Origin of the sequence: Streptomyces sp. NPDC049541 (assembly GCF_044465725.1) — a bacterium.
GTDB lineage: Bacteria > Actinomycetota > Actinomycetes > Streptomycetales > Streptomycetaceae > Streptomyces.
Genome location: NZ_JBITLY010000003.1, coordinates 248,510 through 273,243, shown reverse-complemented (window position 1 = coordinate 273,243; position 24,734 = coordinate 248,510). Strand labels below are relative to the sequence as shown.

Annotated in this window: 22 protein-coding genes and 2 tRNA genes; 8 read left to right on the top strand and 16 right to left on the bottom strand. The window is 68.0% G+C overall.

The window, feature by feature from the left end; translation table 11 throughout:
• Nucleotides 1-10 precede the first annotated feature (10 nt).
• Entirely contained in the window at nt 11-790 is a 780-nt protein-coding gene (locus ACIBW9_RS13530; RefSeq protein WP_398954430.1) for a DUF881 domain-containing protein, read from the bottom strand.
• A gap of 142 nt (nt 791-932) precedes the next feature.
• Here ACIBW9_RS13530 and crgA point away from each other — a divergent pair, with 142 nt between their 5' ends.
• Nucleotides 933-1,187 carry a cell division protein CrgA gene (gene crgA / locus ACIBW9_RS13525; protein WP_398954428.1) on the top strand — a complete coding sequence of 85 codons (255 nt, stop codon included), beginning with the start codon at nt 933-935 and terminating at the stop codon, nt 1,185-1,187.
• Nucleotides 1,188-1,454: 267 nt separating this feature from the next.
• Here the strand turns inward: crgA and ACIBW9_RS13520 are convergent, their stop codons facing one another.
• The gene (locus ACIBW9_RS13520; protein ID WP_398954426.1) at nt 1,455-2,369 is read right to left on the bottom strand and encodes a rhomboid family intramembrane serine protease; all 915 of its coding nucleotides are present in this window, start codon (nt 2,367-2,369) and stop codon (nt 1,455-1,457) included.
• 128 nt (nt 2,370-2,497) lie between these two features.
• On the bottom strand, nt 2,498-3,031 hold the full coding sequence (locus ACIBW9_RS13515; RefSeq protein ID WP_344403169.1) for a peptidylprolyl isomerase: 534 nt from the start codon (nt 3,029-3,031) through the stop codon (nt 2,498-2,500).
• Nucleotides 3,032-3,393: 362 nt separating this feature from the next.
• On the opposite strand from ACIBW9_RS13515, the gene ACIBW9_RS13510 reads away from it, so the two are divergent.
• Nucleotides 3,394-4,095, top strand: coding sequence for a DUF5324 family protein (locus ACIBW9_RS13510; RefSeq protein WP_398954423.1), 702 nt, complete (start codon nt 3,394-3,396; stop codon nt 4,093-4,095).
• 172 nt (nt 4,096-4,267) lie between these two features.
• Here ACIBW9_RS13510 and ACIBW9_RS13505 read toward each other — a convergent pair.
• Nucleotides 4,268-4,340, bottom strand: a tRNA-Ala gene (locus ACIBW9_RS13505).
• 181 nt (nt 4,341-4,521) lie between these two features.
• Here ACIBW9_RS13505 and ACIBW9_RS13500 point away from each other — a divergent pair.
• Together ACIBW9_RS13500 and ACIBW9_RS13495 are read left to right on the top strand one after the other, a co-directional pair.
• Nucleotides 4,522-5,070 (top strand): transcriptional regulator, encoded by a 549-nt coding sequence (locus tag ACIBW9_RS13500; RefSeq protein ID WP_030938997.1) that lies wholly within the window; start codon nt 4,522-4,524, stop codon nt 5,068-5,070.
• Nucleotides 5,071-5,251: 181 nt separating this feature from the next.
• Entirely contained in the window at nt 5,252-6,808 is a 1,557-nt protein-coding gene (locus ACIBW9_RS13495) for a protein kinase (protein WP_398954421.1), read from the top strand.
• Nucleotides 6,809-6,883: 75 nt separating this feature from the next.
• Here the strand turns inward: ACIBW9_RS13495 and ACIBW9_RS13490 are convergent, their stop codons facing one another.
• Both ACIBW9_RS13490 and ACIBW9_RS13485 read right to left on the bottom strand, forming a co-directional pair.
• On the bottom strand, nt 6,884-8,230 hold the full coding sequence (locus tag ACIBW9_RS13490; protein ID WP_398954419.1) for a hypothetical protein: 1,347 nt from the start codon (nt 8,228-8,230) through the stop codon (nt 6,884-6,886).
• A 136-nt stretch (nt 8,231-8,366) separates the two neighbouring features.
• A complete protein-coding gene (locus tag ACIBW9_RS13485) occupies nt 8,367-8,495 on the bottom strand; it encodes a DLW-39 family protein (protein WP_003999697.1) in 129 nt (42 codons plus the stop codon).
• A gap of 327 nt (nt 8,496-8,822) precedes the next feature.
• Between ACIBW9_RS13485 and ACIBW9_RS13480 the strand changes: the two genes are divergently transcribed.
• The gene (locus ACIBW9_RS13480; RefSeq protein ID WP_398954416.1) at nt 8,823-9,143 is read left to right on the top strand and encodes a DUF6344 domain-containing protein; all 321 of its coding nucleotides are present in this window, start codon (nt 8,823-8,825) and stop codon (nt 9,141-9,143) included.
• 683 nt (nt 9,144-9,826) lie between these two features.
• Here ACIBW9_RS13480 and ACIBW9_RS13475 read toward each other — a convergent pair.
• The 10 genes from ACIBW9_RS13475 to dnaA all read right to left on the bottom strand — a co-directional run bounded on the left by ACIBW9_RS13475 (nt 9,827) and on the right by dnaA (nt 23,477).
• Complete coding sequence (locus tag ACIBW9_RS13475; protein ID WP_398954414.1) at nt 9,827-10,240, bottom strand: hypothetical protein; 414 nt, start codon at nt 10,238-10,240, stop codon at nt 9,827-9,829.
• 231 nt (nt 10,241-10,471) lie between these two features.
• A tRNA-Ile gene (locus ACIBW9_RS13470) sits at nt 10,472-10,548 on the bottom strand.
• A 136-nt stretch (nt 10,549-10,684) separates the two neighbouring features.
• Nucleotides 10,685-11,488, bottom strand: a complete 804-nt coding sequence (locus ACIBW9_RS13465) for a DUF3566 domain-containing protein (RefSeq protein WP_398954412.1) — start codon at nt 11,486-11,488, stop codon at nt 10,685-10,687.
• An 18-nt stretch (nt 11,489-11,506) separates the two neighbouring features.
• Nucleotides 11,507-14,101 carry a DNA gyrase subunit A gene (gene gyrA / locus ACIBW9_RS13460; RefSeq protein WP_398954408.1) on the bottom strand — a complete coding sequence of 865 codons (2,595 nt, stop codon included), beginning with the start codon at nt 14,099-14,101 and terminating at the stop codon, nt 11,507-11,509.
• Between the two features lie 42 nt (nt 14,102-14,143).
• The gene (gyrB, locus tag ACIBW9_RS13455; protein WP_398954406.1) at nt 14,144-16,228 is read right to left on the bottom strand and encodes a DNA topoisomerase (ATP-hydrolyzing) subunit B; all 2,085 of its coding nucleotides are present in this window, start codon (nt 16,226-16,228) and stop codon (nt 14,144-14,146) included.
• Between the two features lie 373 nt (nt 16,229-16,601).
• On the bottom strand, nt 16,602-17,135 hold the full coding sequence (locus ACIBW9_RS13450) for a DUF721 domain-containing protein (RefSeq protein WP_398954404.1): 534 nt from the start codon (nt 17,133-17,135) through the stop codon (nt 16,602-16,604).
• A complete protein-coding gene (gene recF, locus ACIBW9_RS13445) occupies nt 17,132-18,253 on the bottom strand; it encodes a DNA replication/repair protein RecF (RefSeq protein ID WP_398954402.1) in 1,122 nt (373 codons plus the stop codon). Before recF ends, ACIBW9_RS13450 begins: the two co-directional genes overlap by 4 nt.
• A 55-nt stretch (nt 18,254-18,308) precedes the next feature.
• A complete protein-coding gene (gene gnd / locus ACIBW9_RS13440) occupies nt 18,309-19,184 on the bottom strand; it encodes a phosphogluconate dehydrogenase (NAD(+)-dependent, decarboxylating) (RefSeq protein WP_398954400.1) in 876 nt (291 codons plus the stop codon).
• 140 nt (nt 19,185-19,324) lie between these two features.
• On the bottom strand, nt 19,325-20,455 hold the full coding sequence (gene dnaN / locus ACIBW9_RS13435; RefSeq protein WP_030938963.1) for a DNA polymerase III subunit beta: 1,131 nt from the start codon (nt 20,453-20,455) through the stop codon (nt 19,325-19,327).
• Between the two features lie 1,108 nt (nt 20,456-21,563).
• Nucleotides 21,564-23,477, bottom strand: a complete 1,914-nt coding sequence (dnaA, locus tag ACIBW9_RS13430) for a chromosomal replication initiator protein DnaA (RefSeq protein ID WP_398954397.1) — start codon at nt 23,475-23,477, stop codon at nt 21,564-21,566.
• A 374-nt stretch (nt 23,478-23,851) separates the two neighbouring features.
• On the opposite strand from dnaA, the gene rpmH reads away from it, so the two are divergent.
• From rpmH to yidD, 3 genes are read left to right on the top strand one after another with little or no spacing between them, the layout of a single operon-like run.
• Nucleotides 23,852-23,989 carry a 50S ribosomal protein L34 gene (gene rpmH / locus ACIBW9_RS13425; RefSeq protein ID WP_003956500.1) on the top strand — a complete coding sequence of 46 codons (138 nt, stop codon included), beginning with the start codon at nt 23,852-23,854 and terminating at the stop codon, nt 23,987-23,989.
• Nucleotides 23,990-24,010: 21 nt separating this feature from the next.
• Entirely contained in the window at nt 24,011-24,382 is a 372-nt protein-coding gene (rnpA, locus tag ACIBW9_RS13420; protein WP_389072841.1) for a ribonuclease P protein component, read from the top strand.
• Nucleotides 24,379-24,732, top strand: coding sequence for a membrane protein insertion efficiency factor YidD (gene yidD / locus ACIBW9_RS13415; protein WP_266957591.1), 354 nt, complete (start codon nt 24,379-24,381; stop codon nt 24,730-24,732). Before rnpA ends, yidD begins: the two co-directional genes overlap by 4 nt.
• Nucleotides 24,733-24,734 lie beyond the last annotated feature (2 nt).

Genomic DNA, 24,734 nt, shown 5'->3' with positions numbered 1-24,734 from the left:
ACGGCTCAGTTCACTCCACGGGCTGGGCGTAGTGCAGATCCACTGTGCCCGAGTAGCCGGGCAGAGTCACCGTCCCGTCGTGGGTCACTTTCCAGCCGAGGCCGTACACATTCACGTAGACCATGTAGTTCTGGATCGCCGTGGAATCCGACAGCGCCCTGTTCAGCTTGTCGGGATCCCCGATCGCCGTGATCTTGTACGGCGGCGAGTAGACGCGCCCCTGAAGGATCAGGGTGTTGCCCACGCAGCGCACGGCACTGGTGGAGATCAGCCGCTGGTCCATCACCTTGATGCCCTTGGCGCCGCCCTGCCACAGCGCATTCACCACGGCCTGGAGATCCTGCTGGTGGATGACCAGGTAGTCCGGCTGCGGCTCGGGATAGCCGGGGAGCTTTGCGGTGGCGTCCGGAGGGGCGTCATTGAGCGTGACGGTGATCGCCTCACCCTTCAGCTTCTGTGTGCCCGCGCCCTTCTCCAGGTCCGCGAGCTTCTCGTCCTGCGCCTTGGTGCTGCCGTCGTCACGCTCGGCGAACGACTCGACCTCGCGGCGCAGAGAGCCGTTGGACTCGTCCAGTTCGCCGTTCTTGCGGCTGCGCTCCTGGATGAGGTCGGAAAGCTTCAGCAAGGACGTGTCCGTACGGATATTGGTGCCCTTGGCCGTATTGAAACTGGTGAAGAAAATGAGCCCCGCGAGGGCGAAGACGGCCATCGTGAGCACCCGCACCGGCCGGAAACGGCGTCCGCGGGCAGGACTGGATCCGTCCTGGGGGGAGTCGGCAGAATTGCTCAACGTACCCTTATCTCCTTCGGCGCCGCGGAAGCACTACGCTAACGGACGCCCGGGGGAGCGCTAAGAGTCCCCTTGTACGCTGCTCCGGAGCCAGCCACAGTTCCCTGCGCGGCCACGCAGCGCATCGACAGGAGAGACCCTCGTGCCGAAGTCACGTATCCGCAAGAAGGCCGACTACACGCCGCCGCCGGCGAAGCAGGCGACCAGCATCAAGCTGAACAGCCGCGCCTGGGTGGCGCCCGTCATGCTGGCCCTGTTCCTCATCGGCCTGGCCTGGATCGTCGTCTTCTACGTGACCGACGGTTCGCTGCCCATCGATGCGCTGGACAACTGGAACATCGTGGTGGGCTTCGGCTTCATCGCCGCCGGATTCGGTGTCTCCACGCAGTGGAAGTAACGGTCGCCTCTCGGTGAACATAGCCCTGCCCAGGGCTATCCGCTGAGTTATCCACAGCCCGCAGAAAAATCCACAGCTCCTGGGGAAAAGAACGACCATCTGTGGATAACCAGCCGGTCATTGACGCCGATACGACCATCCCACCCAGCTTCGCAAACCTGTTCGCCCCCTGCCTGACCTGCGCAAACACTGGTCGGTGACAGGGGGCACAGCTGTTCCCGCACGCTATGCACAAGAGTGGCAACCCGCTGTGGACAAGTGGGCACGTCAGGTGAGCTGAGCCGTCCTGAGCAGGGTCAGGACCACCACCACGACCAGCACGACGGCGCAGGTGCCGTACTGGACGAGGGCGCGGTTCCGGCGTGGGGCGTGGACCATGGCGTAGCCGGTGACGACGCCGGCGACCAGGCCGCCGATGTGGGCCTGCCAGGCGATGTTGAAGCCCGGGCTGAAGGTGATGATGAGGTTGATCACCAGCAGGGCGATCAGTGGGCGCAGGTCGTAGTTGAGTCGGCGCAGGAGGACGGCGGTGGCGCCGAGGAGCCCGAAGATTGCGCCGGAGGCGCCCAGAGACGGCTGGTTGGACGCTGCGAGGAGATAGGTGAGTGCGCTGCCCGCCAGTCCGGAGACGAAGTAGAGGGCGAGGTAGCGGGCGCGGCCGAGGGCTGCTTCCAGGGGGCCGCCGATCCACCAGAGGCTGAGCATGTTGAACAGGATGTGGATGTAGCTGCCGTGCAGGAACATGGCGGTCAGCAGCCGGTAGTACTGGCCTTGTGCGATGCCTTCGACGCCGCCGAGCAGGGGGACGTATGCCTGGCCGATGAGTTCGAACCGGGTGGTGAAGCGGTCTCCGACGGCCAGCTGGACGAGGAAGACGGCCAGGTTGATCCCGATGAGGATCTTGGTGAGCAGCCGGGGGTCGGCGGTGACGGTGCCGCCGGCGATGGTGCGGGGTCGGCTGGCGGCCGGGGGGTGTCCGGTGCCGGAGGCGCCGCGGGCGCATTCGGGGCACTGGAAGCCGACGGAGGCGTTGACCATGCATTCGGGGCAGATGGGGCGTTCGCAGCGGGTGCAGCGGATGCCGGTCTCGCGGTCGGGGTGGCGGTAGCAGCCGGGCAGGCTCTGGGCGTGCTGGGGTCCCTGGTCGTCCGGGCCCTGTGGGCTGCCTGGCGCCTGGTTCATGAGATCCCCTGGGTCGTGGTTCGGGTCGTGTGCACACATGCACCGCCCCGCCCATCTTTACGGATGGGCGGGGCGTTTGGTTCCTGCTGTGCGGGGACTCGACCCTGCGGGTGGGGTCCTCGTGGGTCTCAGCCCTCGCGGGTTTCGACGACGACGGACTCGATGACGACGTCGTTGACCGGGCGGTCGGTGCGGGGGTTGGTCTGGGTGGTGGCGATGGCGTCGATCACCTTCTGGCTGGCGGGGTCGGTGACCTCGCCGAAGATGGTGTGCTTGCGGTTCAGCCACGTCGTGGGGGCGACGGTGATGAAGAACTGGGAGCCGTTGGTGCCCGGGCCGGCGTTGGCCATGGCGAGCAGGTAGGGCTTGTTGAAGGAGAGGTCGGGGTGGAATTCGTCCTCGAACTGGTAGCCGGGACCACCGGTGCCGTTGCCCAGCGGGTCTCCGCCCTGGATCATGAATCCGCTGATCACCCGGTGGAAGACCGTGCCGTCGTAGAGCTTGTCCGTGGACTTCTGGCCGGTGGCGGGGTTGGTCCACTCACGCTCGCCGGTGGCGAGTTCGACGAAGTTCCGGACCGTCTTGGGCGCGTGGTTCGGCAGCAGCCGGACCTCGATGTCGCCGTTGTTGGTCTTCAGGGTGGCGTAAAGCTGCTCGGCCACGATCTGCCTTCCGTTGTCTTCCTGTGACTCCCTGATCCTCGCACGGTCTGAGTCGTGCGTCGCCCGGCGCCCGCCCGTGGGGGCTTGTCGGGGGGTGTCGCTTGCAGAAAACCGGTCGAGTGTGTCCGGGCCGGGGGCGCTCGGCGGCGATCCGTGGCATTGTCGACGACAAGCGCCTGTTGCCCCGTATTCATCCTCTATTGGACTTGATCGGCTCTTGATCGGCTCTTGCTGTAGATGATCCTGAGTCGGTGTGCATGACCCGGATGCCCGCCCTCACATGCCCCGTTGTCTGTTGACAGGCATGATCCGTAAAAGGGTGGAAAGTCGAAATACCGTACGCCACCGAGGAGGAGGAACCCGTGACCCGCATCGACAGCGTGCGCGCCGCGACCGGTTCGGCGAAGGACAGCGTGCTGCACGCCGCGGAAGTGGTGGCGCCCTACGCCGACACGGCCAAGGACAGGGCCGCACACTACGCACACGAGGCACGCGTACGGCTCGCGCCAAAGGTGTCCCAAGCCGCGGATCAGGCCCGTGTCCAGTACGACGCACATGTCGCGCCGCGTCTGGAGCAGGCCCGTACGCATGTGCCGCCGAAGATCGACCAGGCCGCCCATGAGGCTGCCGTCCGTACCCGCCAGGCGGCCCGGCAGGCCGCCGACTATTCCCGGCCGAGGCTGGAGCAGGCGGTGGCCGTGGCCGGGCCTGTCAAGGACGAGGCCGCCGCGCGCGGTGCTGCCGCATTGGCTGCGCTGCGCGGTCAGGTCTCGCCGAAGGAGATTCAGAAGCTGGCTCGTCGGCATGAGCGTCGGGCGAGGGCCGGGCGTGCCGCAAGGGTTTTGTTGGTGCTCGGCGCTCTCGCGGGTGGTGCTCTTGCTGCCTGGAAGTGGTGGGACAAGCAGGCCAACCCTGACTGGCTGGTCGAGCCGCCTGCTGCGACGGAGGTTCCGGAGTCGGGCAAGTTGTCGTCGGTGGACGGCAGTGGTCAGTCCTTGCTCGACCCTGAGGTGCAGGCCAAGGAGGCCGAGGAGGAGGCCGCCCAGCGCGACGACGGCCGGTGACGTGCTGTGGGCTGAACTATGGCGTGGGGCGGGAGACTTGAGGGTCTCCCGCCCCACTGCTGTGTTTCACGTGAAACACGTCCGGCGGCAAAGGGGCGACCAGGCCGGGTCGGTCGCGGTAGCGGAAAATCCCCTCCGCGCCGCGTTTCCGCAGCTCGGAGGGGATCCGGAGTGGAGCCTAGGGGAGTCGAACCCCTGACATCTGCCATGCAAAGACAGCGCTCTACCAACTGAGCTAAGGCCCCGGAAAGGGGACATCCCCCGGAAGAACCGCCTACCGGTGGGTGCCGGAGACCAGAGTACCGGGTCACCCCCGGGATCTCGCAAAAAGATTGGGGGTCCCCGTGGACGACCACTCTCCGTAAGATGCTCGGCGTGGTTCGCTACAGCGAACCACAGTACTTGGGGAAGCGATGGGGAGACGCAATGGACGCCGCACAGCAGGAAGCGACCGCAAGAGCGCGGGAACTGCAGCGGAACTGGTACGGGGAGCCGTTGGGGGCGCTCTTCCGTAAGCTCATAGAAGATCTCGGGCTCAACCAGGCCCGTCTCGCGGGGGTGCTGGGGCTGTCCGCTCCGATGCTGTCGCAGTTGATGAGCGGGCAGCGGGCGAAGATCGGCAACCCGGCTGTGGTGCAGCGGGTGCAGCTGCTGCAGGACCTGGCGGGGCAGGTCGCGGACGGCAGCGTGAGCGCGGCCGAGGCCACGGAGCGCATGGAAGAGATCAAGAAGTCGCAGGGGGGCTCTGTGCTCAGCAACACCACGACCACGACGAGCAGTTCGGGGGCGCCCACGGTCAAGCGGGTGGTCCGCGAGATCCAGTCGCTGCTGCGCTCGGTGGCGGCTGCGGGGGACATCATCGACGCCGCGGACACTCTCGCCCCCAGCCATCCGGAGCTGGCAGAGTTCCTCCGGGTGTACGGCGCCGGCCGCACTTCCGACGCGGTCACGCATTACCAGTCTCACCAGAGCTGAGTCCGCGGCCCGGTCGCCGAAGGGGGTTCGGCAGCCGGGCCGACGGCCGAGGAGGGGCGCGGGGGCGCGGGGGCTCGTATCACTCATCACGCTCGTCGAGGAACGGCGCTGGGGGGAGTCGTACCACCTGTCGAGGGGCAAGCAAGGGGGGTAGCCGAAGGGGGAGGAGCGACGCACAGCCATGGGTGAGGTCTTCGCCGGCCGGTATGAACTGGTCGACCCGATCGGGCGCGGAGGGGTCGGCGCTGTCTGGCGCGCCTGGGACCACCGCCGCCGTCGCTATGTGGCCGCCAAGGTGCTGCAGCAGCGCGACGCGCACTCTCTGCTGCGTTTCGTCCGCGAGCAGGCTCTGCGTATCGATCACCCCCATGTGCTGGCGCCGGCCAGCTGGGCCGCCGACGACGACAAGGTCCTGTTCACCATGGATCTCGTCGCCGGTGGTTCGCTGGTTCATCTGGTCGGGGACTACGGTCCGCTGCCGCCGGCCTTCGTGTGCACCTTGCTGGACCAGCTGCTTTCGGGGCTGGCCGCGGTGCATGCGGAGGGTGTGGTGCACCGCGACATCAAGCCGGCCAATGTTCTGCTGGAAGCCACCGGCACGGGCCGGCCGCGGCTGCGGTTGTCCGATTTCGGCATCGCGATGCGGTTGGGTGAACCGCGTCTGACGGAGACCAATCTCGTGGTGGGGACGCCGGGTTATCTGGCGCCGGAGCAGATGATGGGCTCGGAACCGGACTTCCCCGCCGATCTGTTCGCGGTGGGCCTGGTCGCGTTGTATCTGCTGGAGGGTGCCAAGCCGGACGCCAAGGCGCTCATCCAGTACTTCGCGGCGCACGGGACGCCGAGCGCGCCCAAGGGCATTCCCGAGCCACTGTGGGAGGTTGTGGCGACGCTGTTGCAGCCCGACCCGCAGGCGCGGTTCCGTACCGCCACAGGGGCACGCAAGGCGCTCGCCTCTGCCAGGGAGTTGTTGCCGGAACCCGGCCCCGAAGACGAGTTGATCGAAGTCTTCGACCAACTCGGCCCGCTCCCACCGGGATTCGCCCCCTCGGGACCTCTCAAGGCCGCACCGGGAGTGGAGGCGAAGAGGGAGGCCGACACGGACGGAACCGGTGTAAGTGAGGCCTTTTCGCGGCCCGTTGAGCGGTCTGTCGAGACAGAGGCGTCCTCCGTGTCGTCCGCGTCGGACGCTGAAGCCGTGGCGTCCACGGGCGCGACACCACGGCCCGACCCGCGTCAGGGGCCCGGGCACCAGCCGGAGCCGTCCGTCCCCACGCAGCCGCCCAGCATGTCGGACACCGGCAGCTTCCATCTGCCGCCCCCGCAGGCCACCGCCTCCTTCGCCCGGACTCCCGCTCCACAGCTGCCGACGCCCCCCACACAGGCGCACCCCGTACAGGCGCACCACGACCAGGACAGCCACCACCAGCCCGCCTACGCCTCCCCCGATGACCCCACGCATGTACTGCCCTCCCTCCAGTCGCACACGCCGCTGAACCCGGCCCGGGCCCAGGCCTCGACGCCGTACCGGCGCGCTGATGTCTCTACTGTTTCGTACACCGCCCAGGCCCCTCAGGTTCCGCCTCCCGTGCAGGCAATCCCGCGGGAGACGACGCGCCGCAGCCATCGCGCCCGCCCCGCACGCCGTCCGGGCCCGCCCGCCAAGGTGGCGATCCCGCTCCTGCTTCTTGCGCTGGCCTGCTACGCCGTGGGGTTCTGGGCGCTGACCCGGATCTGAAGAACTGGCCGCCGGCTCCCGGTCCGAGGCCGGCAGGACCTCACCGGGCCTCTGCCGCACGCCAGGCCGTGGGCCTCACCAGGCCCGTGCTCTGCGCCGGGCCGCGACCGTCCACACCCCGAGCACGACGAGCACGACGGTGCCCGCTCCGATCCCGCCCGCGGCGACGGCCTTCATCCTGGCGTGGGCGTCCGGGGTCACGCCCTCGGCGGCTGCCTGCCGGTCCTGCGCGCTGACCTCGAAGACGTTTCCCGGCACGGACTGCCCCTCGTAGCCGGGGCCGTCCTGCGCCGAGCCGTCGATCCCGATGCGCAGCGTCAGCCTGAAGGGCCCGTCGCCGAACTTTGGGGCCACTCCCGCGGCGAGGTGCACCACCAGGTAGTACGAGCCGGCGAACCGCATTCCGTTCACCCGGTCGGGAATGGCGTAGCGGTTGCTGTAGTCGACGGCAGGCACCGCGGCGAGGGAGGCCGATTTCTGCTTGCCGTCGTAGCCGGTGCTCGCGTCCTCCACTTCCGCGCGGACGGGGTTGTAGAGCGTGAGGGCCAGGGCGTCGATGGCGTAGCCGTGGCCGTCGCCGTTCGCGCCGCTGAGTTCGGCCGTGGCGGACGGCTGCCGGCCCCAGCCGACCGGGACCTTGTAGAAGAGCGTCTGCCCGGGAGCGATGTCGGCGCTCCAGACGCCCTGTCCCACGGAGACCGCCCGGGAGAAGCCCGCGCCGCCCTGGCTGTGCTCGACCGCGCCCGAGACGGGGGTGGGTGAGGCGGAGTTCCACACCTCGGGCGGGCTTGTCGCACCGGCCTGCTTCAGGCGCGGTTCGGTGGTGGTGGTGAGCTCCAGGTCCCAGGCGCCGGGCGAGGAGTCCGCCGTACCGGTGCGTTCGACGACGACGTAGTAGGTGCCGGCGCCCTGGCAGAGGGGGGCGGCCGGGGAGGTGGTCCGTGCGCCCCATGCCGTGATGGGGTGCGGGCTCTTGGCGGCGCCGAAGCGGGCGCGTTCGTTGGAGCAGGTGTGGTTGTCGGCGTCCTGCACCGACACCCTGATGCCGTCGGTGATGGAGAGCGTGGCGTCCGCGCGGGGGACGGCGGTGACGGAGACGTACGCGTTGGACGCGGCGTCGAGATGAAGGCGGTAGTAGAGCTCCGCGTCCCTGGGGAGGGAGCTGCGGTAGGTCCGGCCGGCTTCGAGCAGCTCGGCGCCCGTGGTTGCTTTCGCGCCGTCCACAGGCTGTGCGTCCTCCGCAAAGGCGTACGAGGAGGCGGAGGCGCCGGTGCCCGGGGTTTCGGCTGCCGCCGCGGCGGCAGCCGGCCAGGGCGCCGCCGCTGCCGTGCACAGCACCGCTGCAACGGCCGCCACGCGCGCGCGTGCCGAGGGACGCCCGCGCCATGCCCCCGCGCGCCACCACGCCGTACGCCGCCCCATCACGCGCCACCCCTCGTCGTCGTCCGAACCTCTGGACCGTGGCCCATCCTGCCCCGCGAGGCCGGGCCTCATCCGGGCAACACAAAACCCCGACCGCGAGGACGGCCGGGGTCTGTTCAGATTCGGTTGTCGATACTCACGAACCCGTGGGCACGGAGTCGGTCGCCTCCGTCCACAGATCCTGCTCGGCGCGATCCGCCTGGATCTGGCGGTACACGAGGAGCCCGCCGATGGCGGCCAGTGCGACCAGGAGAAGCTTCTTCACCGCGCGACCTCGTCTTTCCTTGACGTAGGGGACTTCTGGCGCCCGACTATACACACCGACCGATACCGATCGGTGACCTGCGTGGGCCCTCAACTCCCCTCCGGCGCACCGCAGTAGAACCGGAGGTCACCGCTCCGATCTGAGGGTGATCACATCCCCACGGACGGTTACTTTGCTCTTCATTCTCCTATTTACGAGCGGTTTGCGCCCATCCGGGTGTTGTTCATCTGAACATCGCCGCGCCACGGGCGTAGGTCCACCACTTCGCGGCCCCGATACACATCATGAGGAAAGTACGCAAATCGCCCGACCCGAAAGTGAGGGGCCATGGCCCAGAACCCGGTCATGAAGCTGTGGAACGTCCTCGTCACCGCCTTCCTGGCGCTGTGCACGACGCTCGGACTCATCACGACGACCGCCTCCGCGGCAGTACCGCAGACCGAGGCGACCGGCAACTGCAGCGCGCCGGTGACGATCCCGACGGCAACCCAGTGGTCCTGGACCTACGCCAGGGCCCTGCCCCCCACGATGAAACAGCGCATCCACGCCGAGGCTCACGGAAAGTCCCCCAGTTGCCGCCACAGCCCCCTCACGGAAGTGGAGGCGGGCACGGACCTCTCCGAGCCGGCCACTCCCCTCCAGCTGTGAGACATCGCCCCTGCAACCCGGCGTAACGGCGAACTTGCGTACCCGAACCGCCCCTGAAGAAGACCCCCAACCGGTATCGGTTGGGGGTCTTCTTCGTCCTTCTGCGCCCCTGCGACAATGCCGCGACGGTGACGCCGGTCATGAGACGAGGGTAAAGGCGTGCTTCTCCGTGGAGTGCTCGCACTGATCGCGGGCGGCGCGTTCATAGTGGTGGCCTGCGGCTGTCGCGGCGTGGACGTCCGGGTGTGGGAGTGGGCAGAGGTGACCTTTTCGGCGCGTTACAGGACGCGATGGGGGTCGCCCTGGAAGAGCCTTGAACGCATGAGACTCCAGTTCGGACTCATGGGAGTCGCGTTGATGGTCCTCGGACTGGTGACCGTAACGCGCTGAGAGCGCAAAGGCCCCCAGCCCTGTGGACCGGGCGTCTTCGTGCTGGTGGGGCTCACAGGATTTGAACCTGTTGCCTCATCCGTATCAGGTCGATCACGGGGTCCTGTGAACGTCTGGCAACTCGCTGCGGGCCTCGACTGACTGTCTGCCGACGTTCCACGACGACCGCCGCTGTCCGCCCTTGTTGGTGTCAGCCGCTGGTGTCAGAAGTCTTGGCGCTCTTGACAGACTCGACTCACCGTACTCCGGCCTGTCGCCGCCGATATGGCGTCGCGACCTTGTGAAATCGGCAGTCAGTCATCTTCGGGAGGGCCACCGGGCCTGTCCGTACGGATCAGAATCCCTGGGGAGTCCGGATCGACGTTGCCTGTGTAGTGGTCTGGCCAGAAGTAGCGGCGGGTGTGCGGCAGCGGCACTTCCATGAGTCGGCCATCGTGCATCATCCACAGACCGAAGCAGTCATCTTCCTCGTCGTGGATCAGCACCTGTACGGAGTGTGGCGATGGCCATGGCAGCGACTCGAGGTGTTTCAGCAGTCCGGTCCAACGACTTCGTCGCACGAACTCGATGGCCCAGCCGCCGAACATGCCATGCCCGATATCGGTGAATTGGCCAGCCCACTCACGACTGTCGTCCGGCTGGGTCAGCGGTTCCATGATCTCTTCTGCGCCGCTAGCCAACACGATGACCTCGGCGAATCTGCTCATGGGTGAGTATCACCTGACGCCTGGGAGGAATGGCAATCGAGTTTCGTCCCTGGAGCCCGAGTCAGCCTGGAACCAAAGGTTCTACATCTCTCCTGCACCCACCACTGCCCCCAGCTCCCATCCCGTCCGCCGTCGACCTGCTCTCCGAGCTTCTGGAAGATTCGCTCATCGGCTGATGTCAACCGGTGATGTCAAAGACCCCCGATCCGAGTGGACCGGGGGTCTTCGTGCTGGTGGGGCTAACAGGATTTGAACCTGTGGCCTCATCCTTATCAGGGATGCGCTCTAACCAACTGAGCTATAGCCCCGCCGCGCTCTGCGGTGTGTGTCCCGCGCGCTGACCCCTGAAGATTAGCGCACGACGTGGGCAGTCCCAAAATCGGTTGTCCCAGTGACGGGGGCGGGGCCGGCGGCAGGGGTTCGAGCGACGTTCGAGGGTGGGTGTCACTCGTCCTCGGCGAGCGTCAGCTCGATGCCGCCGACGAAGCCCGCGGAGAGGTTGTAGATGAACGCGCCGAGGGTCGCGAGAGCCGTCGCGAGGACGACGTCGATGACCGCGATGATCGAGGTGAACATCAGGACATGCGGGAGCGACAGGAACGACTGCAGGTCGAAGCCGTTCGACTCGTTGGATCCGGTGGCTTCCGAGATCGTGCCGCCGACCGTCGAGAAGACACCCATCGCGTCCATGACCATCCACAGGACCGCCGACGCGACGATCGTGCAGATGCCCAGCGCGATGGAGAGCAGGAAGCTCACTTTCATGACCGACCACGGATCGGCCTTCGCCACGCGCAGGCGTGCCTTGCGGATGCGGGGCGTGGTGCGCGCGCCGGTGCGCGGCCGCCGTACGGCACCGGCCGGTGACGGGGCGGGCGCCTGGGTCTGGTTCTGGTAGGCCTGCGGCGGGTGGTAGGGCCCGGCGGGCTGCTGCGGCTGCCGCTCACCGGGGAGCGGAGAGGCCGTCTGGGGCGATGCGGGCCGGGCCGGAGGCTGCTGCGGCTGCGGCTGGGCGGGGGGAGCCGCCCCGGGCTTCTGCGGCTGCGTCTGCGGTCCTCGGGCTTCCGTCACAGCTCCCCCCTGGGATCCATGAGTCTCCGACGAGGGCGAGTCGGTCTCGGCTGCGTCGATCTTGCGCAGTTGGGTCGTGTGCGGATCCGTCGCACGCGCGGCGGAGCCACGGCCGCCTCCGTCCGATTCCGTACCCGTGGGGGTAGCGGCCGATCCGGCGCCCGTGGCTCCGCTCACGATGACTCACTCCTCGTGCTACTCGTCCGAGGGCGCCTCACCCTCGTCCGTGCCGGTGGTCGCGGCACCTTCGGCGGTCTCGTCGACGGCCACATCGCCGTCGACCTCCTCCGCCTCGCGTCCCGCCTCGGCGTTACGAGCGATACCGACGACGGCATCGCGCTTGCCCAGGTTGATCAGTTGGACGCCCATGGTGTCACGGCCCGTCTCCCTGACCTCGTTGACTCGCGTACGAATCACACCGCCCGACAGCGTGATGGCGAGGATCTCGTCGGTCTCCTCGACCACCAGCGCGCCGACCAGCGAACCGCGGTCCTCCACGATCTTGGCAGCCTTGATACCGAGGCCGCCGCGCCCCTGGACGCGGTACTCGTCGACGGCAGTCCGCTTCGCGTACCCACCGTCCGTAGCAGTGAACACGAACGTACCGGGTCGAACAACATTCATCGACAGAAGTTCATCGCCCTCACGGAAACTCATGCCCTTGACACCGGAGGTGGCACGGCCCATGGGCCGCAGGCTCTCGTCCGTGGCAGTGAACCTGATCGACTGCGCCTTCTTGCTGATCAGAAGCAGATCGTCATCGGGCGAAACGAGTTCGGCTCCGATCAGTTCGTCGTCCGAACCGTCCTCCGTCTCCCGGAGGTTGATCGCGATCACACCGCCGGAGCGGGGTGAATCGTAATCCTTCAGCGGCGTCTTCTTGACCAGGCCGCCCTTGGTGGCGAGGACCAGGTACGGCGCCGCCTCGTAGTCGCGGATCGCGAGGATCTCGGCGATCGCCTCGTCCGGCTGGAAGGCGAGCAAGTTCGCCACGTGCTGGCCGCGCGCCTCACGGCCGGCGTCCGGAAGCTCGTAGGCCTTCGCACGGTAGACGCGGCCCTTGTTGGTGAAGAACAGCAGCCAGTGGTGCGTGGTCGACACGAAGAAGTGGTCGACGATGTCGTCCTGCTTCAGCTTCGTGCCGCGTACGCCCTTGCCGCCCCGCTTCTGCGAGCGGTAGTCCTCCGTCTTGGTGCGCTTGATGTAGCCGCCGCGCGTGATGGTGACGACGATGTCCTCTTCGGCGATCAGGTCCTCGATGGACATGTCACCGTCGAAGGGCACCAGCATCGTCTTGCGGTCGTCGCCGTACTTCTCGACGATCGCGGCGAGTTCCTCGCTGACGATGCCGCGCTGGCGGACCGGGGAGGCGAGGATCTCGTTGTACTCGGTGATCTTCGCCTGGAGCTCGTCGTGCTCCTGGATGATCTTCCGGCGCTCCAGGGCGGCCAGTCGGCGCAGCTGCATCTCGAGGATGGCGTTCGCCTGGATCTCGTCGATCTCCAGGAGCTCCATCAGGCCCGCGCGCGCGATCTCGACGGTGTCGCTGCGCCGGATCAGCGCGATGACCTCGTCGATGGCGTCCAGGGCCTTCAGCAGGCCGCGCAGGATGTGCGCCCGCTCCTCGGCCTTGCGCAGGCGGAAGCGCGTACGGCGGACGATGACCTCGATCTGGTGCGTCACCCAGTGGCGGATGAACGCGTCCAGGGAGAGCGTGCGCGGGACGCCGTCCACCAGCGCCAGCATGTTGGCGCCGAAGTTGGTCTGCAGGTCCGTGTGCTTGTACAGGTTGTTCAGGACGACCTTGGCGACCGCGTCCCGCTTGAGCACGATGACCAGCCGCTGGCCGGTTCGGGAGCTGGTCTCGTCGCGGACGTCCGCGATGCCGCCGATCTTGCCGTCCTTCACCAGGTCGGCGATCTTCTGCGCCAGGTTGTCGGGGTTGACCTGGTACGGCAGCTCCGTGACCACCAGGCACTGGCGGTTCTGGATCTCCTCGACCTCGACGACCGCGCGCATCGTGATGGAGCCGCGGCCGGTGCGGTAGGCCTCCTCGATGCCCTTGCGGCCGACGACGAGCGCCCCCGTCGGGAAGTCCGGGCCCTTGATGCGCTCGATGAGGGCGTCCAGGAGCTCCTCGTGCGAGGCGTCCGGGTTCTCCAGGTACCACTGGGCGCCGGCCGCGACCTCGCGCAGGTTGTGCGGCGGGATGTTCGTCGCCATGCCGACCGCGATACCGGCCGAGCCGTTGATCAGCAGGTTCGGGAAGCGGGCCGGCAGGACGGTCGGCTCCTGGGAGCGGCCGTCGTAGTTGTCCGTGAAGTCGACGGTCTCCTCGTCGATGTCACGGACCATCTCCATCGACAGCGGCGCCATCTTGCACTCGGTGTAGCGCATGGCCGCCGCCGGGTCGTTGCCCGGAGAGCCGAAGTTGCCGTTGGAGTCGACGAGCGGCATCCGCATCGACCACGGCTGCGCGAGGCGGACCAGCGCGTCGTAGATCGAGGAGTCGCCGTGCGGGTGGTAGTTGCCCATGACGTCGCCGACGACACGGGCGCACTTGTAGAAGCCGCGCTCGGGGCGGTAGCCGCCGTCGTACATGGCGTACAGGACGCGGCGGTGGACGGGCTTGAGGCCGTCCCGGACGTCGGGCAGCGCACGCGAGACGATGACGGACATCGCGTAGTCGAGGTACGAGCGCTGCATCTCCGTCTCGAGCCCGACGGGCTCGACACGCTGGGCGATGTCGCCGCCCTCTTCAGGCGTGAGGGGGGTGTTCTCGTCGGCCATTGCTGGTGAAGATCCTTCCTGGTGCGGTCAGCTGAGACCGACTCAGATGTCGAGGAAGCGGACGTCCTTGGCGTTGCGCTGGATGAACTGGCGGCGCGCCTCGACGTCCTCGCCCATCAGGACCGAGAACAGGTCGTCGGCCTGCGCGGCGTCGTCCAGGGTGACCTGGCCGAGCACCCGGTGCTCCTGGTCCATCGTCGTGATGCGCAGCTCCTCGGCGTTCATCTCGCCGAGGCCCTTGAAGCGCTGGATGGAGTCCTCGCGCACCCGCTTGCCGCGCTGGCGGCCCAGCTCGAGCAGCGCGTCGCGCTCGCGGTCCGAGTACGCGTACTCGGTGTCGTCCCGGCCCCACTTGATCTTGTAGAGCGGGGGACGCGACAGGAACACGTGCCCGGCCTCGACCAGCGGCCGCATGAAGCGGAACAGGAAGGTCAGCAGCAGGGTGTTGATGTGCTGGCCGTCGACGTCGGCGTCCGCCATCAGGATGATCTTGTGATAGCGGAGCTTCTCGATGTCGAAGTCCTCGTGCACGCCCGTGCCGAAGGCCGAGATCAGCGCCTGGATCTCCTGGTTCTGCAGGATCTTGTCGATCCTGGCCTTCTCGACGTTGAGGATCTTTCCGCGGATCGGGAGGATCGCCTGGTACTGCGGGTTGCGGCCGGACTTGGCCGAGCCGCCGGCGGAGTCACCCTCGACGATGAAGATCTCGCACTTGGTCGGGTCGTTCGACTGGCAGTCGGAGAGCTTGCCCGGCAGGGACGCCGACTCCAGCAGGCCCTTACGACGCGTCAGGTCACGGGCCTTGCGGGCCGCCACGCGCGCGGTGGCCGCCTGGATGCCCTTGCGGATGATGTCCGCCGCCTCGTTCGGGTTGCGGTCCAGCCAGTCGTTGAGGTGCTCGTAGACCGCCTTCTGGACGAAGGTCTTCGCCTCCGTGTTGCCCAGCTTGGTCTTGGTCTGGCCCTCGAACTGCGGCTCGCTCAGCTTCACCGAGATGATCGCCGTCAGACCCTCGCGGATGTCGTCACCCGTGAGGTTGTCGTCCTTCTCGCGCAGCAGCTTCTTGTCGCGCGCGTACTTGTTGATCAGGTTGGTGAGCGCCGCGCGGAAGCCCTCCTCGTGCGTACCGCCCTCGTGCGTGTGGATGATGTTGGCGAAGGAGTACACGCCCTCGCTGTAACCGCTGTTCCACTGCATCGCGACTTCGAGGGAGAGGCTCTTCTCCTTGTCCTCCGCCTCGAGGTCGATCACCGTCGGGTGCACCACGTCGCCCTTGCGGGAGTTGAGGTACTTCACGAAGTCGACGATGCCGCCCTCGTAGTGGTACGTGACGTGCTTGACCTCGGCGGTCTCGTCGGCACCCGCCTCGTCCGCGCCGGAGGTGGCCTTCGCCGACTCGCGCTCATCAGTGAGTTTGATCGTCAAACCCTTGTTGAGGAACGCCATCTCCTGGAAGCGCCGCGAGAGCGTCTCGAAGGAGTAGTCGGTGGTCTCGAAGATGTCGGCGTCGGCCCAGAAGGTGACCGACGTGCCGGTCTCCTCGGTGGCCTCGTGCTTGGCGAGCGGCGCCGTGGGGACGCCCATCTTGTAGTCCTGCGTCCAGCGGTGACCGTCGGTCCTGACCTCGACCGCGACCTTCGAGGACAGCGCGTTCACCACGGAGACGCCGACGCCGTGCAGACCACCGGAGACCGCGTAGCCGCCACCGCCGAACTTGCCGCCCGCGTGCAGAACGGTCAGCACGACCTCGACGGCCGGCTTGTTCTCGGAGGGGACGATGCCCACCGGGATGCCACGGCCGTTGTCGACGACGCGGACACCGCCGTCGGCGAGGATCGTCACGTCGATGGTGTCCGCGTGGCCGGCCAGTGCCTCGTCGACGGAGTTGTCGACGACCTCGTACACGAGGTGGTGCAGCCCTCGCTCACCGGTCGAGCCGATGTACATACCGGGGCGCTTGCGGACCGCGTCCAGCCCCTCGAGGACGGTGATGGCGCTGGCGTCGTACGAGGCGGTGACCTCGCCGTTCGACGAGGTCACCGCGCCGTTCTCGCCGGCGTCGGTGGACGGGATGTTCTCGTTGGGGTTGCCGGAATCGGCCACGAAGCGCCCTTTCTGGCACAGCACGAGCCGGGCTCGTCGGCGGGTTGCCGGAGCGGCTGCGGCATGTTGCGTTGGTAAGCCTTGTTCAGCGTTGCTCAGCTTTTCCCGGACGTCCCCACGACTGGGGCGGGATTGGCTTCCAGTCTACCGGTAGCGCCGACAGTGATGGGGGTTTGCCGGTACCTGAGTCCTCATGTGGCGCCCTGAACCGGCGTCTGCCGGGTCCCCATATACGGAGCAGGGCTCCAAGAGGCTCACAGAGGCACTCAGCGCTTCCGACTGTCAACCCTTGGCTACTTGGGAGTCAGCTCGCAATTCGCAACCGTGTGCGGTGGCACGACGCGGAGGCCGCCGACGCCACGACCGGACCGTCGACGGCCTGCAGATGTGAGGTCTGTCACCCATACGTGTCGCCGGGGCCCGTGCTGCCAGGGGCACGCAGGGGACCGTAGCGACGGGCGGGACCACCGGGGCCTTTCACCTTGATCATCTTCACCGCGCCGTGGCCGAGGTCCTCGTTGAGACGGGCCACGAGCGTCGGGGCGAGCAGGCGCAGATTCGTCGCCCAGGCCGTCGAATCGCAGCGCACCACCAGGACACGCTCGTCCTCGTCGTACTTCTCCGGCTCGCAGTGCTTGGCCACGTCCTCGCCGACGATCTGCGGCCAGCGGCCCATCACCCCGCCCACCGCCGCCGGTGTCTCCCAACCGCGCTCGGTGATGAGCCGGTTGATCGCAGCACCGAGCGCCATGGGGTCGCGCCCGTCAGCGCGCGCGCCGGAGCGCAGACCACCGCGCCGCGCCTGCTTCTTCTGCTGCGCCGCGTCCCCACGCGCGCGTGCCTGCTCCTTCGCCGCCCTCAGCGCCACACGCGCGAGGTCGACGCCGGACGGCTCGGGGGCCTTCTTGGGCGCGGGCTCTTCGTCCGTCATGCGCGCTCCACCGTCCCGTCGGACACCGAGTACCGCGTCCCGGTCAGTACGTGCGGTACGTCGTCGTCGACCGCGGCCGTCACCAGCACCTGTTCACCGGGCGCGACCAGCTCCGCCAGGCGCTCCCGGCGGCGGGTGTCGAGTTCCGCGAAGACATCGTCGAGGACCAGCACCGGCTCGTTGCCCTCGGCCCGCAGCAGGTCGTACGAGGCCAGGCGCAACGCCAGGGCATACGACCAGGACTCCCCGTGGGAGGCGTACCCCTTGGCGGGCAGCTGACCGAGTTTGAGAAGCAGATCGTCCCGATGGGGTCCCACGAGGGTGACGCCCCGCTCGATCTCCTGCTTGCGCGCCTCGGCGAGCGCCCCCATCAGCTGCTCGTAGAGGTCCTCGCGGGTATGGGCCTCACCGGGCGCGGACGGCTTGTACTCCAGGCCGACCGGGCCGCCTCCCGGCGCCAACTGCTCGTACGCCTTGTCGGCCAGCGGCTGGATCGCCGCGACCAGGTCCAGCCGCTGGGCGAGCAACTCGGCCCCCGCGCGCGCGAGATGCTGGTCCCAGACGTCGAGCGTGGACAGGTCCATGGAGCGGCCGCCGTGGCGGCGGGCCAGCGCGGCCGACTTCAGGAGCGTGTTGCGCTGCTTCAGGACCCGCTCGTAGTCGGAGCGCACGCCGGCCATGCGCGGGGAACGCGCGGTGATCAGCTCGTCGAGGAAACGACGCCGCTCACCGGGGTCGCCCTTGACCAGGGAAAGATCCTCGGGCGCGAACAGCACGGTTCGTACGATGCCCAGCACATCACGTGGCCTGACCTGCGAGGACCTGTTGATGCGGGCGCGGTTGGCCTTGCCGGGGTTCAGCTCCAGCTCGATCAGCTGCTGCCGCTCGCCCTGCTTGACCTGCGCCCGGATGACCGCGCGATCCGCACCCATGCGCACCAGCGGGGCGTCGGAGGCCACCCGATGACTGCCGAGGGTGGCGAGATATCCGACGGCCTCGACGAGGTTCGTCTTGCCCTGCCCGTTCGGGCCGACGAAGGCGGTGACGCCCGGGTCGAGCGGGACCTCGACCCGGGCGTACGAGCGGAAGTCGGCCAGCGACAGGTGCGTGACGTGCATGGTCGGTCGCCGACCTCCCCCAGGTTGCGGGCTGACTTTTCAACAGCCCTGTGGATTACTTCTTCTCGACCGCGTGGCCGCCGAACTGGTTCCGCAGCGCCGCGATCATCTTCATCTGCGGAGAGTCCTCCTGACGCGACGCGAACCGCGCGAAGAGGGAGGCCGTGATCGCGGGCAGCGGCACGGCGTTGTCGATGGCGGCTTCCACAGTCCAGCGTCCCTCGCCGGAGTCCTGGGCAAAACCTTTCAGCCTGTCCAGGTGCTCGTCCTCGTCGAGGGCGTTCACCGCGAGGTCCAGCAGCCAGGAACGGATGACCGTGCCCTCCTGCCAGGACCGGAAGACCTCGCGCACATCCGTGACCGAGTCGACCTTCTCCAGCAGCTCCCAGCCCTCGGCGTAGGCCTGCATCATCGCGTACTCGATGCCGTTGTGGACCATCTTCGCGAAGTGCCCCGCACCGACCTTGCCGGCGTGCACCGAGCCGAACGTCCCCTCGGGCTTCAGCGCGTCGAAGACCGGCTGCACCTTGGCGACGTTCTCCGCGTCACCGCCGTACATCAGCGCATAGCCGTTCTCCAGGCCCCAGACGCCGCCGGAGACCCCGCAGTCGACGAAGCCGATGCCCTTGGCCGCCAGTTCCTCGGCGTGCCGCTCGTCGTCCGTCCAGCGGGAGTTGCCGCCGTCCACGACGACGTCTCCCGGCTCCAGGAGCTCGGCCAGCTCGTCGATCGTCGACTGGGTGGGCGCTCCGGCCGGGACCATCACCCAGACCACGCGGGGCCCGCTGAGCTTGCCCACAAGCTCTTCCAGGCTGTGGACATCGGCAAGGTCCGGGTTGCGGTCGAATCCGATCACGGTGTGGCCTGCGCGGCGTATCCGCTCGCGCATGTTGCCGCCCATCTTGCCGAGGCCGACGAGACCGAGCTCCATCAGTTGTTCCTTAGGTTGCTGTGTGGCATGTGGGGCACGTTCGTACCTGCGTCCGAGCCTAAACCCGGACGCTCGCGCACACCTGTGGGCATACCCGCTCATAAGTACGCCCCGACCTGCGGATTCCCTGAGGAGAGCGATCAGCCGCTGAGCCGCACAGGCATGATCAGGTACTTGTAGGCCTCGTCCGCCTCGGCATCCAGCGCCGGCTTGCCGCTGAGCAGCGCGGGCTTGGTGGACGTCGTGAACGACAGCTGCGCCACCGGCGAGTCGATGGCGCTCAGGCCGTCCAGGAGGAACGTCGGGTTGAAGGCGATCGAGATGTCGTCGCCCTCCAGCTGCGCGTCCACACGTTCCACAGCCTGTGCATCGTCACTGGAGCCGGCCTCCAGGATCAGCACGCCCTGCTCGAAGCTCAGCCGCACCGGGGTGTTGCGCTCGGCGACCAGGGCCACACGCTTGACGGCCTCCACGAAGGGGGCGGTCTCGATGACGGCAACGGTGTTGAACTCCGTCGGGAACAGCGTGCGGTACTTCGGGAGGTCGCCCTCGAGGAGGCGGGTGGTGGTGCGCCGCCCGGCGCCCTCGAAACCGATCAGCCCCTCGCCCGCGCCCGAGCCGGACAGCGCCAGGATCACGCTGTCGCCGCTCGTGAGGGCCTTGGCGGTGTCCAGGAGCGTCTTGGCGGGCACCAGGGCGACCGCGGAGGCCTCGGGGTTCTCCGGCTTCCACAGGAACTCGCGGACCGCGAAGCGGTAGCGGTCGGTGGAGGCCAGGGTGACGGTGTCGCCCTCGATCTCGATGCGCACACCGGTGAGGACGGGCAGCGTGTCGTCACGGCCAGCCGCGATGGCCACCTGGGCGGCGGCGGAGGCGAAGACCTCACCGGGGACGGTGCCGGTGGCGTTCGGCATCTGCGGCAGCGCCGGGTACTCCTCCACAGGCAGGGTGTGGAGTGTGAATCGGGAGGACCCGCAGACCACGGTCGCCCGTACACCGTCTGTGGAAATCTCCACCGGACGGTTGGGGAGGGCGCGGGAGATGTCGGCGAGCAGCCGGCCGGAGACGAGGACGGTGCCCTCCTCCTCGACCTCCGCCTCCACGGACACGCGCGCGGAGACCTCGTAGTCGAAGCTGGACAGGCTCAGAGCGCCGTCCTCGGCCTTCAGCAGGAGGCCGGCGAGGACAGGCGCCGGCGGACGGGCCGGGAGGCTGCGCGCCGCCCAGGCAACTGCCTCCGCGAGTACGTCGCGTTCCACCCGGATCTTCACTGTTGCCGCCTCCTGCTGTTGCCGGCGCTTCTCGGCCTGCCTGGCTTCGTCGTCTGTCTCGGTGTCGTCGGTCCCTGCGATGGGAAGGACACCGGGGAACAGTCTGACGCACGGCACTGACAGTAGGTGCCTCTCGGGGTCAAGTCGTGACGAGGGGCAGCCGGGAGCCGGACGGCGAGTTGTGCACAGGACCCCCTTCGAAACCAACTTCTCGCTCTCTCTAGTCGGGAGTAGTAGTAGGGCCTGTGGAAACCGTGGATAACCCTGTTTTCCCAGCTCAGAGGCGAGATTTTGTCCACGGGCCCTGTGGGCGGAGTCGGTGGACAACTCTGCAGATCTGTGGAGAACGGAAAGTTCTGCACACCCCGTGCACAGCCTGAGGCGAGTTCTCCCCAGCGCCGTCCCCAGCTTTACCCACGTTGCCCACAGCCCAACCCGGCACCTTCGTGTGACGCCTTTCACTCGACGCGGTGATCAGGCGCGTCACGTTGCCGAACAGTGGACAGCGCTGTGGAGAAGGTGGTGTTTGCTGGGGACAGCCGAGCCCAGCCTGTGGGTTGCCGGTGGACAACTTCGTGCACAGCTTGTGGATCATCTCGTCGTCCACAGTCTGTGGAGAGCCTTCGTCCACTGTTCCACAGGCACCTGAGCTGCCCTGATGCCGTTTCAACCCCCAGCCTGTGGACGAGCTTTGGGACAACTTCAACGTCCCCAGGGTGTGGACGCGAGAAAGTGGGCAAATCTGTGGAGGACGGCCGTAACCCGGCCGGTATTCGAACAGCTCTGTGTTGATACGAGGCTCCGCCGCGTGGCGCGACGATCCCTCACCGAGCTCCCCGGCCTGCAGCGGCCGGACGCAGGACCTCGCCCTGTTCGAGGGTGGGGTGTCGGCCCTGGCCGGAATTTGGTACTGGCTGCGGCGTTGCCAGGCTTCAGCCGCCTGTCCAAGGCCCCGGACAGGGGGACACAGGGCTCCGCCGCGCGGCCGCGACCAAGCCGCCTCCGCCCCCGCAGCGGAATCGACCGAAGCCACCCCGGAATGCCGAAAGGCGTCCTGGGGATCTCTCCCCAGGACGCCCCGAACGCCCCAGAATCGCCGCCCGGACCGTTACCCGTTCTTGATGCGGTTCGTCAGCTCCGTCACCTGGTTGTAGATCGACCGCCGCTCCGCCATCAACGCCCGGATCTTCCGGTCGGCGTGCATCACGGTCGTATGGTCCCGGTTGCCGAACTGCGCTCCGATCTTCGGCAGCGACAGATCCGTCAGCTCCCGGCACAGGTACATGGCGATCTGGCGTGCCGTGACGAGCTGTCGCCCGCGCGAGCTCCCGCACAGGTCCTCGACGGTGAGCCCGAAGTAGTCCGCGGTCGCTGCCATGATCGCCGTCGCGCTGATCTCAGGCGTGGAGTCCTGACCCCCGGGGATCAGATCCTTCAGCACGATCTCGGTCAGCCCGAGATCGACCGGCTGCCGGTTGAGCGACGCGAACGCCGTCACGCGGATCAGCGCGCCCTCCAGTTCGCGGATGTTGCGCGAGATGCGGGAGGCGATGAACTCCAGTACCTCCGGCGGGGCGTTGAGCTGTTCCTGGACCGCCTTCTTGCGCAGGATCGCGATGCGGGTCTCCAGCTCGGGCGGCTGGACGTCGGTGATCAGACCCCACTCGAAACGGTTCCGCAGCCGGTCCTCCAGCGTCACCAGCTGCTTGGGCGGCCGGTCGCTGGAGAGCACGATCTGCTTGTTGGCGTTGTGGAGCGTGTTGAAGGTGTGGAAGAACTCCTCCTGCGTCGACTCCTTGTCCGCGAGGAACTGGATGTCGTCGACGAGCAGGATGTCCATCTCGCGGTAGCGCTTGCGGAAGCTGTCGCCCTTGCCGTCCCGGATGGAGTTGATGAACTCGTTGGTGAACTCCTCCGAGCTCACATATCGCACGCGCGTGCCGGGGTAGAGGCTGCGCGCGTAGTGCCCGATGGCGTGCAGCAGGTGCGTCTTGCCGAGCCCCGACTCCCCGTAGATGAACAGGGGGTTGTACGCCTTTGCCGGTGCCTCGGCGACGGCGACCGCGGCGGCGTGCGCGAAGCGGTTCGAGGCGCCGATGACGAACGTGTCGAAGAGGTACTTCGGGTTCAGGCGGGCGGTGGGCTCGCCGGGGCCGGTGGCCGGTGCGGGCTTCGCGGCCAGGGGGCCGGGGGCACCGCTGGAGGCGGGCAGCGAGGAGCCGACCGGGCCGCCCCGGTGGACGCGCCCGGCGCCGGACGGCTGCTCGGGCAGCTCACGGCGGGTGTCGCGCTGGTCGTAGTCCGGGCGGGCCTGGTCGTAGTCGGAGCGCGGCTGGTCGTAGTCGGGCCGCTGCGCGTCGTACGGCGGGCGCTCCATCGACTGCGGGCGGTAGTCCTGGGAGGGAGGGGCGTACGAGTCCTGTGCCGGTGAACCGTAGGAGTCCTGCGGCGGCGAGGCGTACGGGTCCCGCTCGGGGAAGCCGAGGCGCTGCTGCTGCCAGCTGTACTCGTCCTGCGACGGGCGCGGCCAGGCGCCGGGCTCCGGGCGCTGGTACTCCGAGGGGTAGGCCGGGCGGGCGGTGGGGAGCTGGTCGCCCGGGTCGCCGGGGAGTTGCTCGGGGCGGCCCGCCCGGTGGTCGTCGGCGCGGTGGCGGCCGTAGCCGTCGTACTGCCCGGAGGGGAGCTCGGGCTCCTCGTAGCGCGGCTGGGGGCGGGCGGGGGGCGCCGGCGGGGCGGGGGGTTCGCCCGCGGAGTCGTCGACGGTGATCGCGATGCGGATCGGGCGGCCGCACTCGCGGCTCAGGGATTCACTGACGACGGGGGCGAGGCGGCCTTCTAGCACGCCCTTCGCGAACTCGTTGGGTACCGCGAGCAGGGCGGTGTCGGCGACCAGCGCGAGGGGCTGGCAGCGCCGGATCCAGTGCTCGTCCTTTGTCTCTACGCCCTGCCCTCGAGCGTCGCCGAGAAGTTGTTCCAATACTCGTGGCCACACTGCGGCAAGATCGGCAGGTACGTCAGCCACAGGGCACGCTCTCTCACGGGTCCCACGAACGTGTGATGGTGGGACGGGTCGGGATTCAAATGGGGTGGGGCAGGTACAAGGGAACGAATCGGAGTTCAGCCACGGTAGTCAGGGCGACGGGTGCGGTTCAAGTTGTTGTCCCCAGGCTGTGGATAGTGTCTCCCAGTGACCGCTGGTTTGACCGGATGGCGTAGCCCCGCGTACCGTAACCAGGTCGAGTTGTCGATGGCTGCTGCCGCCTGCCTCCGATGGGCACAGATCATTTGGGTGATCGGGAAGCGGTGCACTCGGGCGTTACTGCGAGCTACTCGTGGGCGCACGGTGACAGCCAGGACGGCACCCCGCCACTACCGATTGATTTCTGGAGCCCCCGAGTGAGCAAGCGCACCTTCCAGCCGAACAACCGTCGTCGCGCCAAGACCCACGGCTTCCGGCTGCGTATGCGCACCCGTGCCGGCCGCGCGATTCTCGCGTCCCGCCGTAGCAAGGGTCGCGCCCGCCTGTCCGCCTGATCCCGGTCAGGTCATGCCGTCGTGCTGCCCACCGAGAACCGGCTGAGGCGGCGCGAGGACTTCGCGACCGCGGTACGACGAGGGCGCCGGGCCGGACGCCCGTCCCTCGTCGTCCATCTTCGTAGCGGTGCCACGGACCCGCACGCGCCTGGGGAGAGCGCTCCCCCGACGCGTGCGGGTTTCGTCGTGAGCAAAGCCGTGGGTGGTGCGGTGGTACGCAACAAGGTCAAGCGCAGACTGCGCCACCTGATGCGTGACCGAGTCACCCTGTTGCCCCCCGGTAGCCTGGTAGTCGTACGAGCGCTGCCCGGTGCGGGCGACGCCGACCATGCACAACTGGCCCGAGACCTGGACGCCGCCATCGAGCGGCTGCTGGGAGGGGGCGCGCGATGAAGTACCCGCTGCTGGCTCTGATCAAGCTGTACCAGTGGACGATCAGTCCGCTGCTCGGGCCGGTGTGCAAGTACTACCCGTCGTGTTCCCACTACGGCTACACGGCCATCGACCGGCATGGTGCGATCAAGGGCACTGCGCTCACCGCGTGGCGCATCCTGCGGTGCAATCCGTGGTCGCTGGGCGGTGTGGATCATGTTCCGCCGCGCAAGCGTCCGCGGTGGCACGAAATGCTGCGTGGCGCCTGGCGTGCACGCAAGGGCGGGCCCTCCGCCGGCGAACCGGCCACCGAGGAGAATCTTCCTTCGAGCCCGGCCGCAGAGACCTCGTCCCATGCCCAAGGAGCATGATT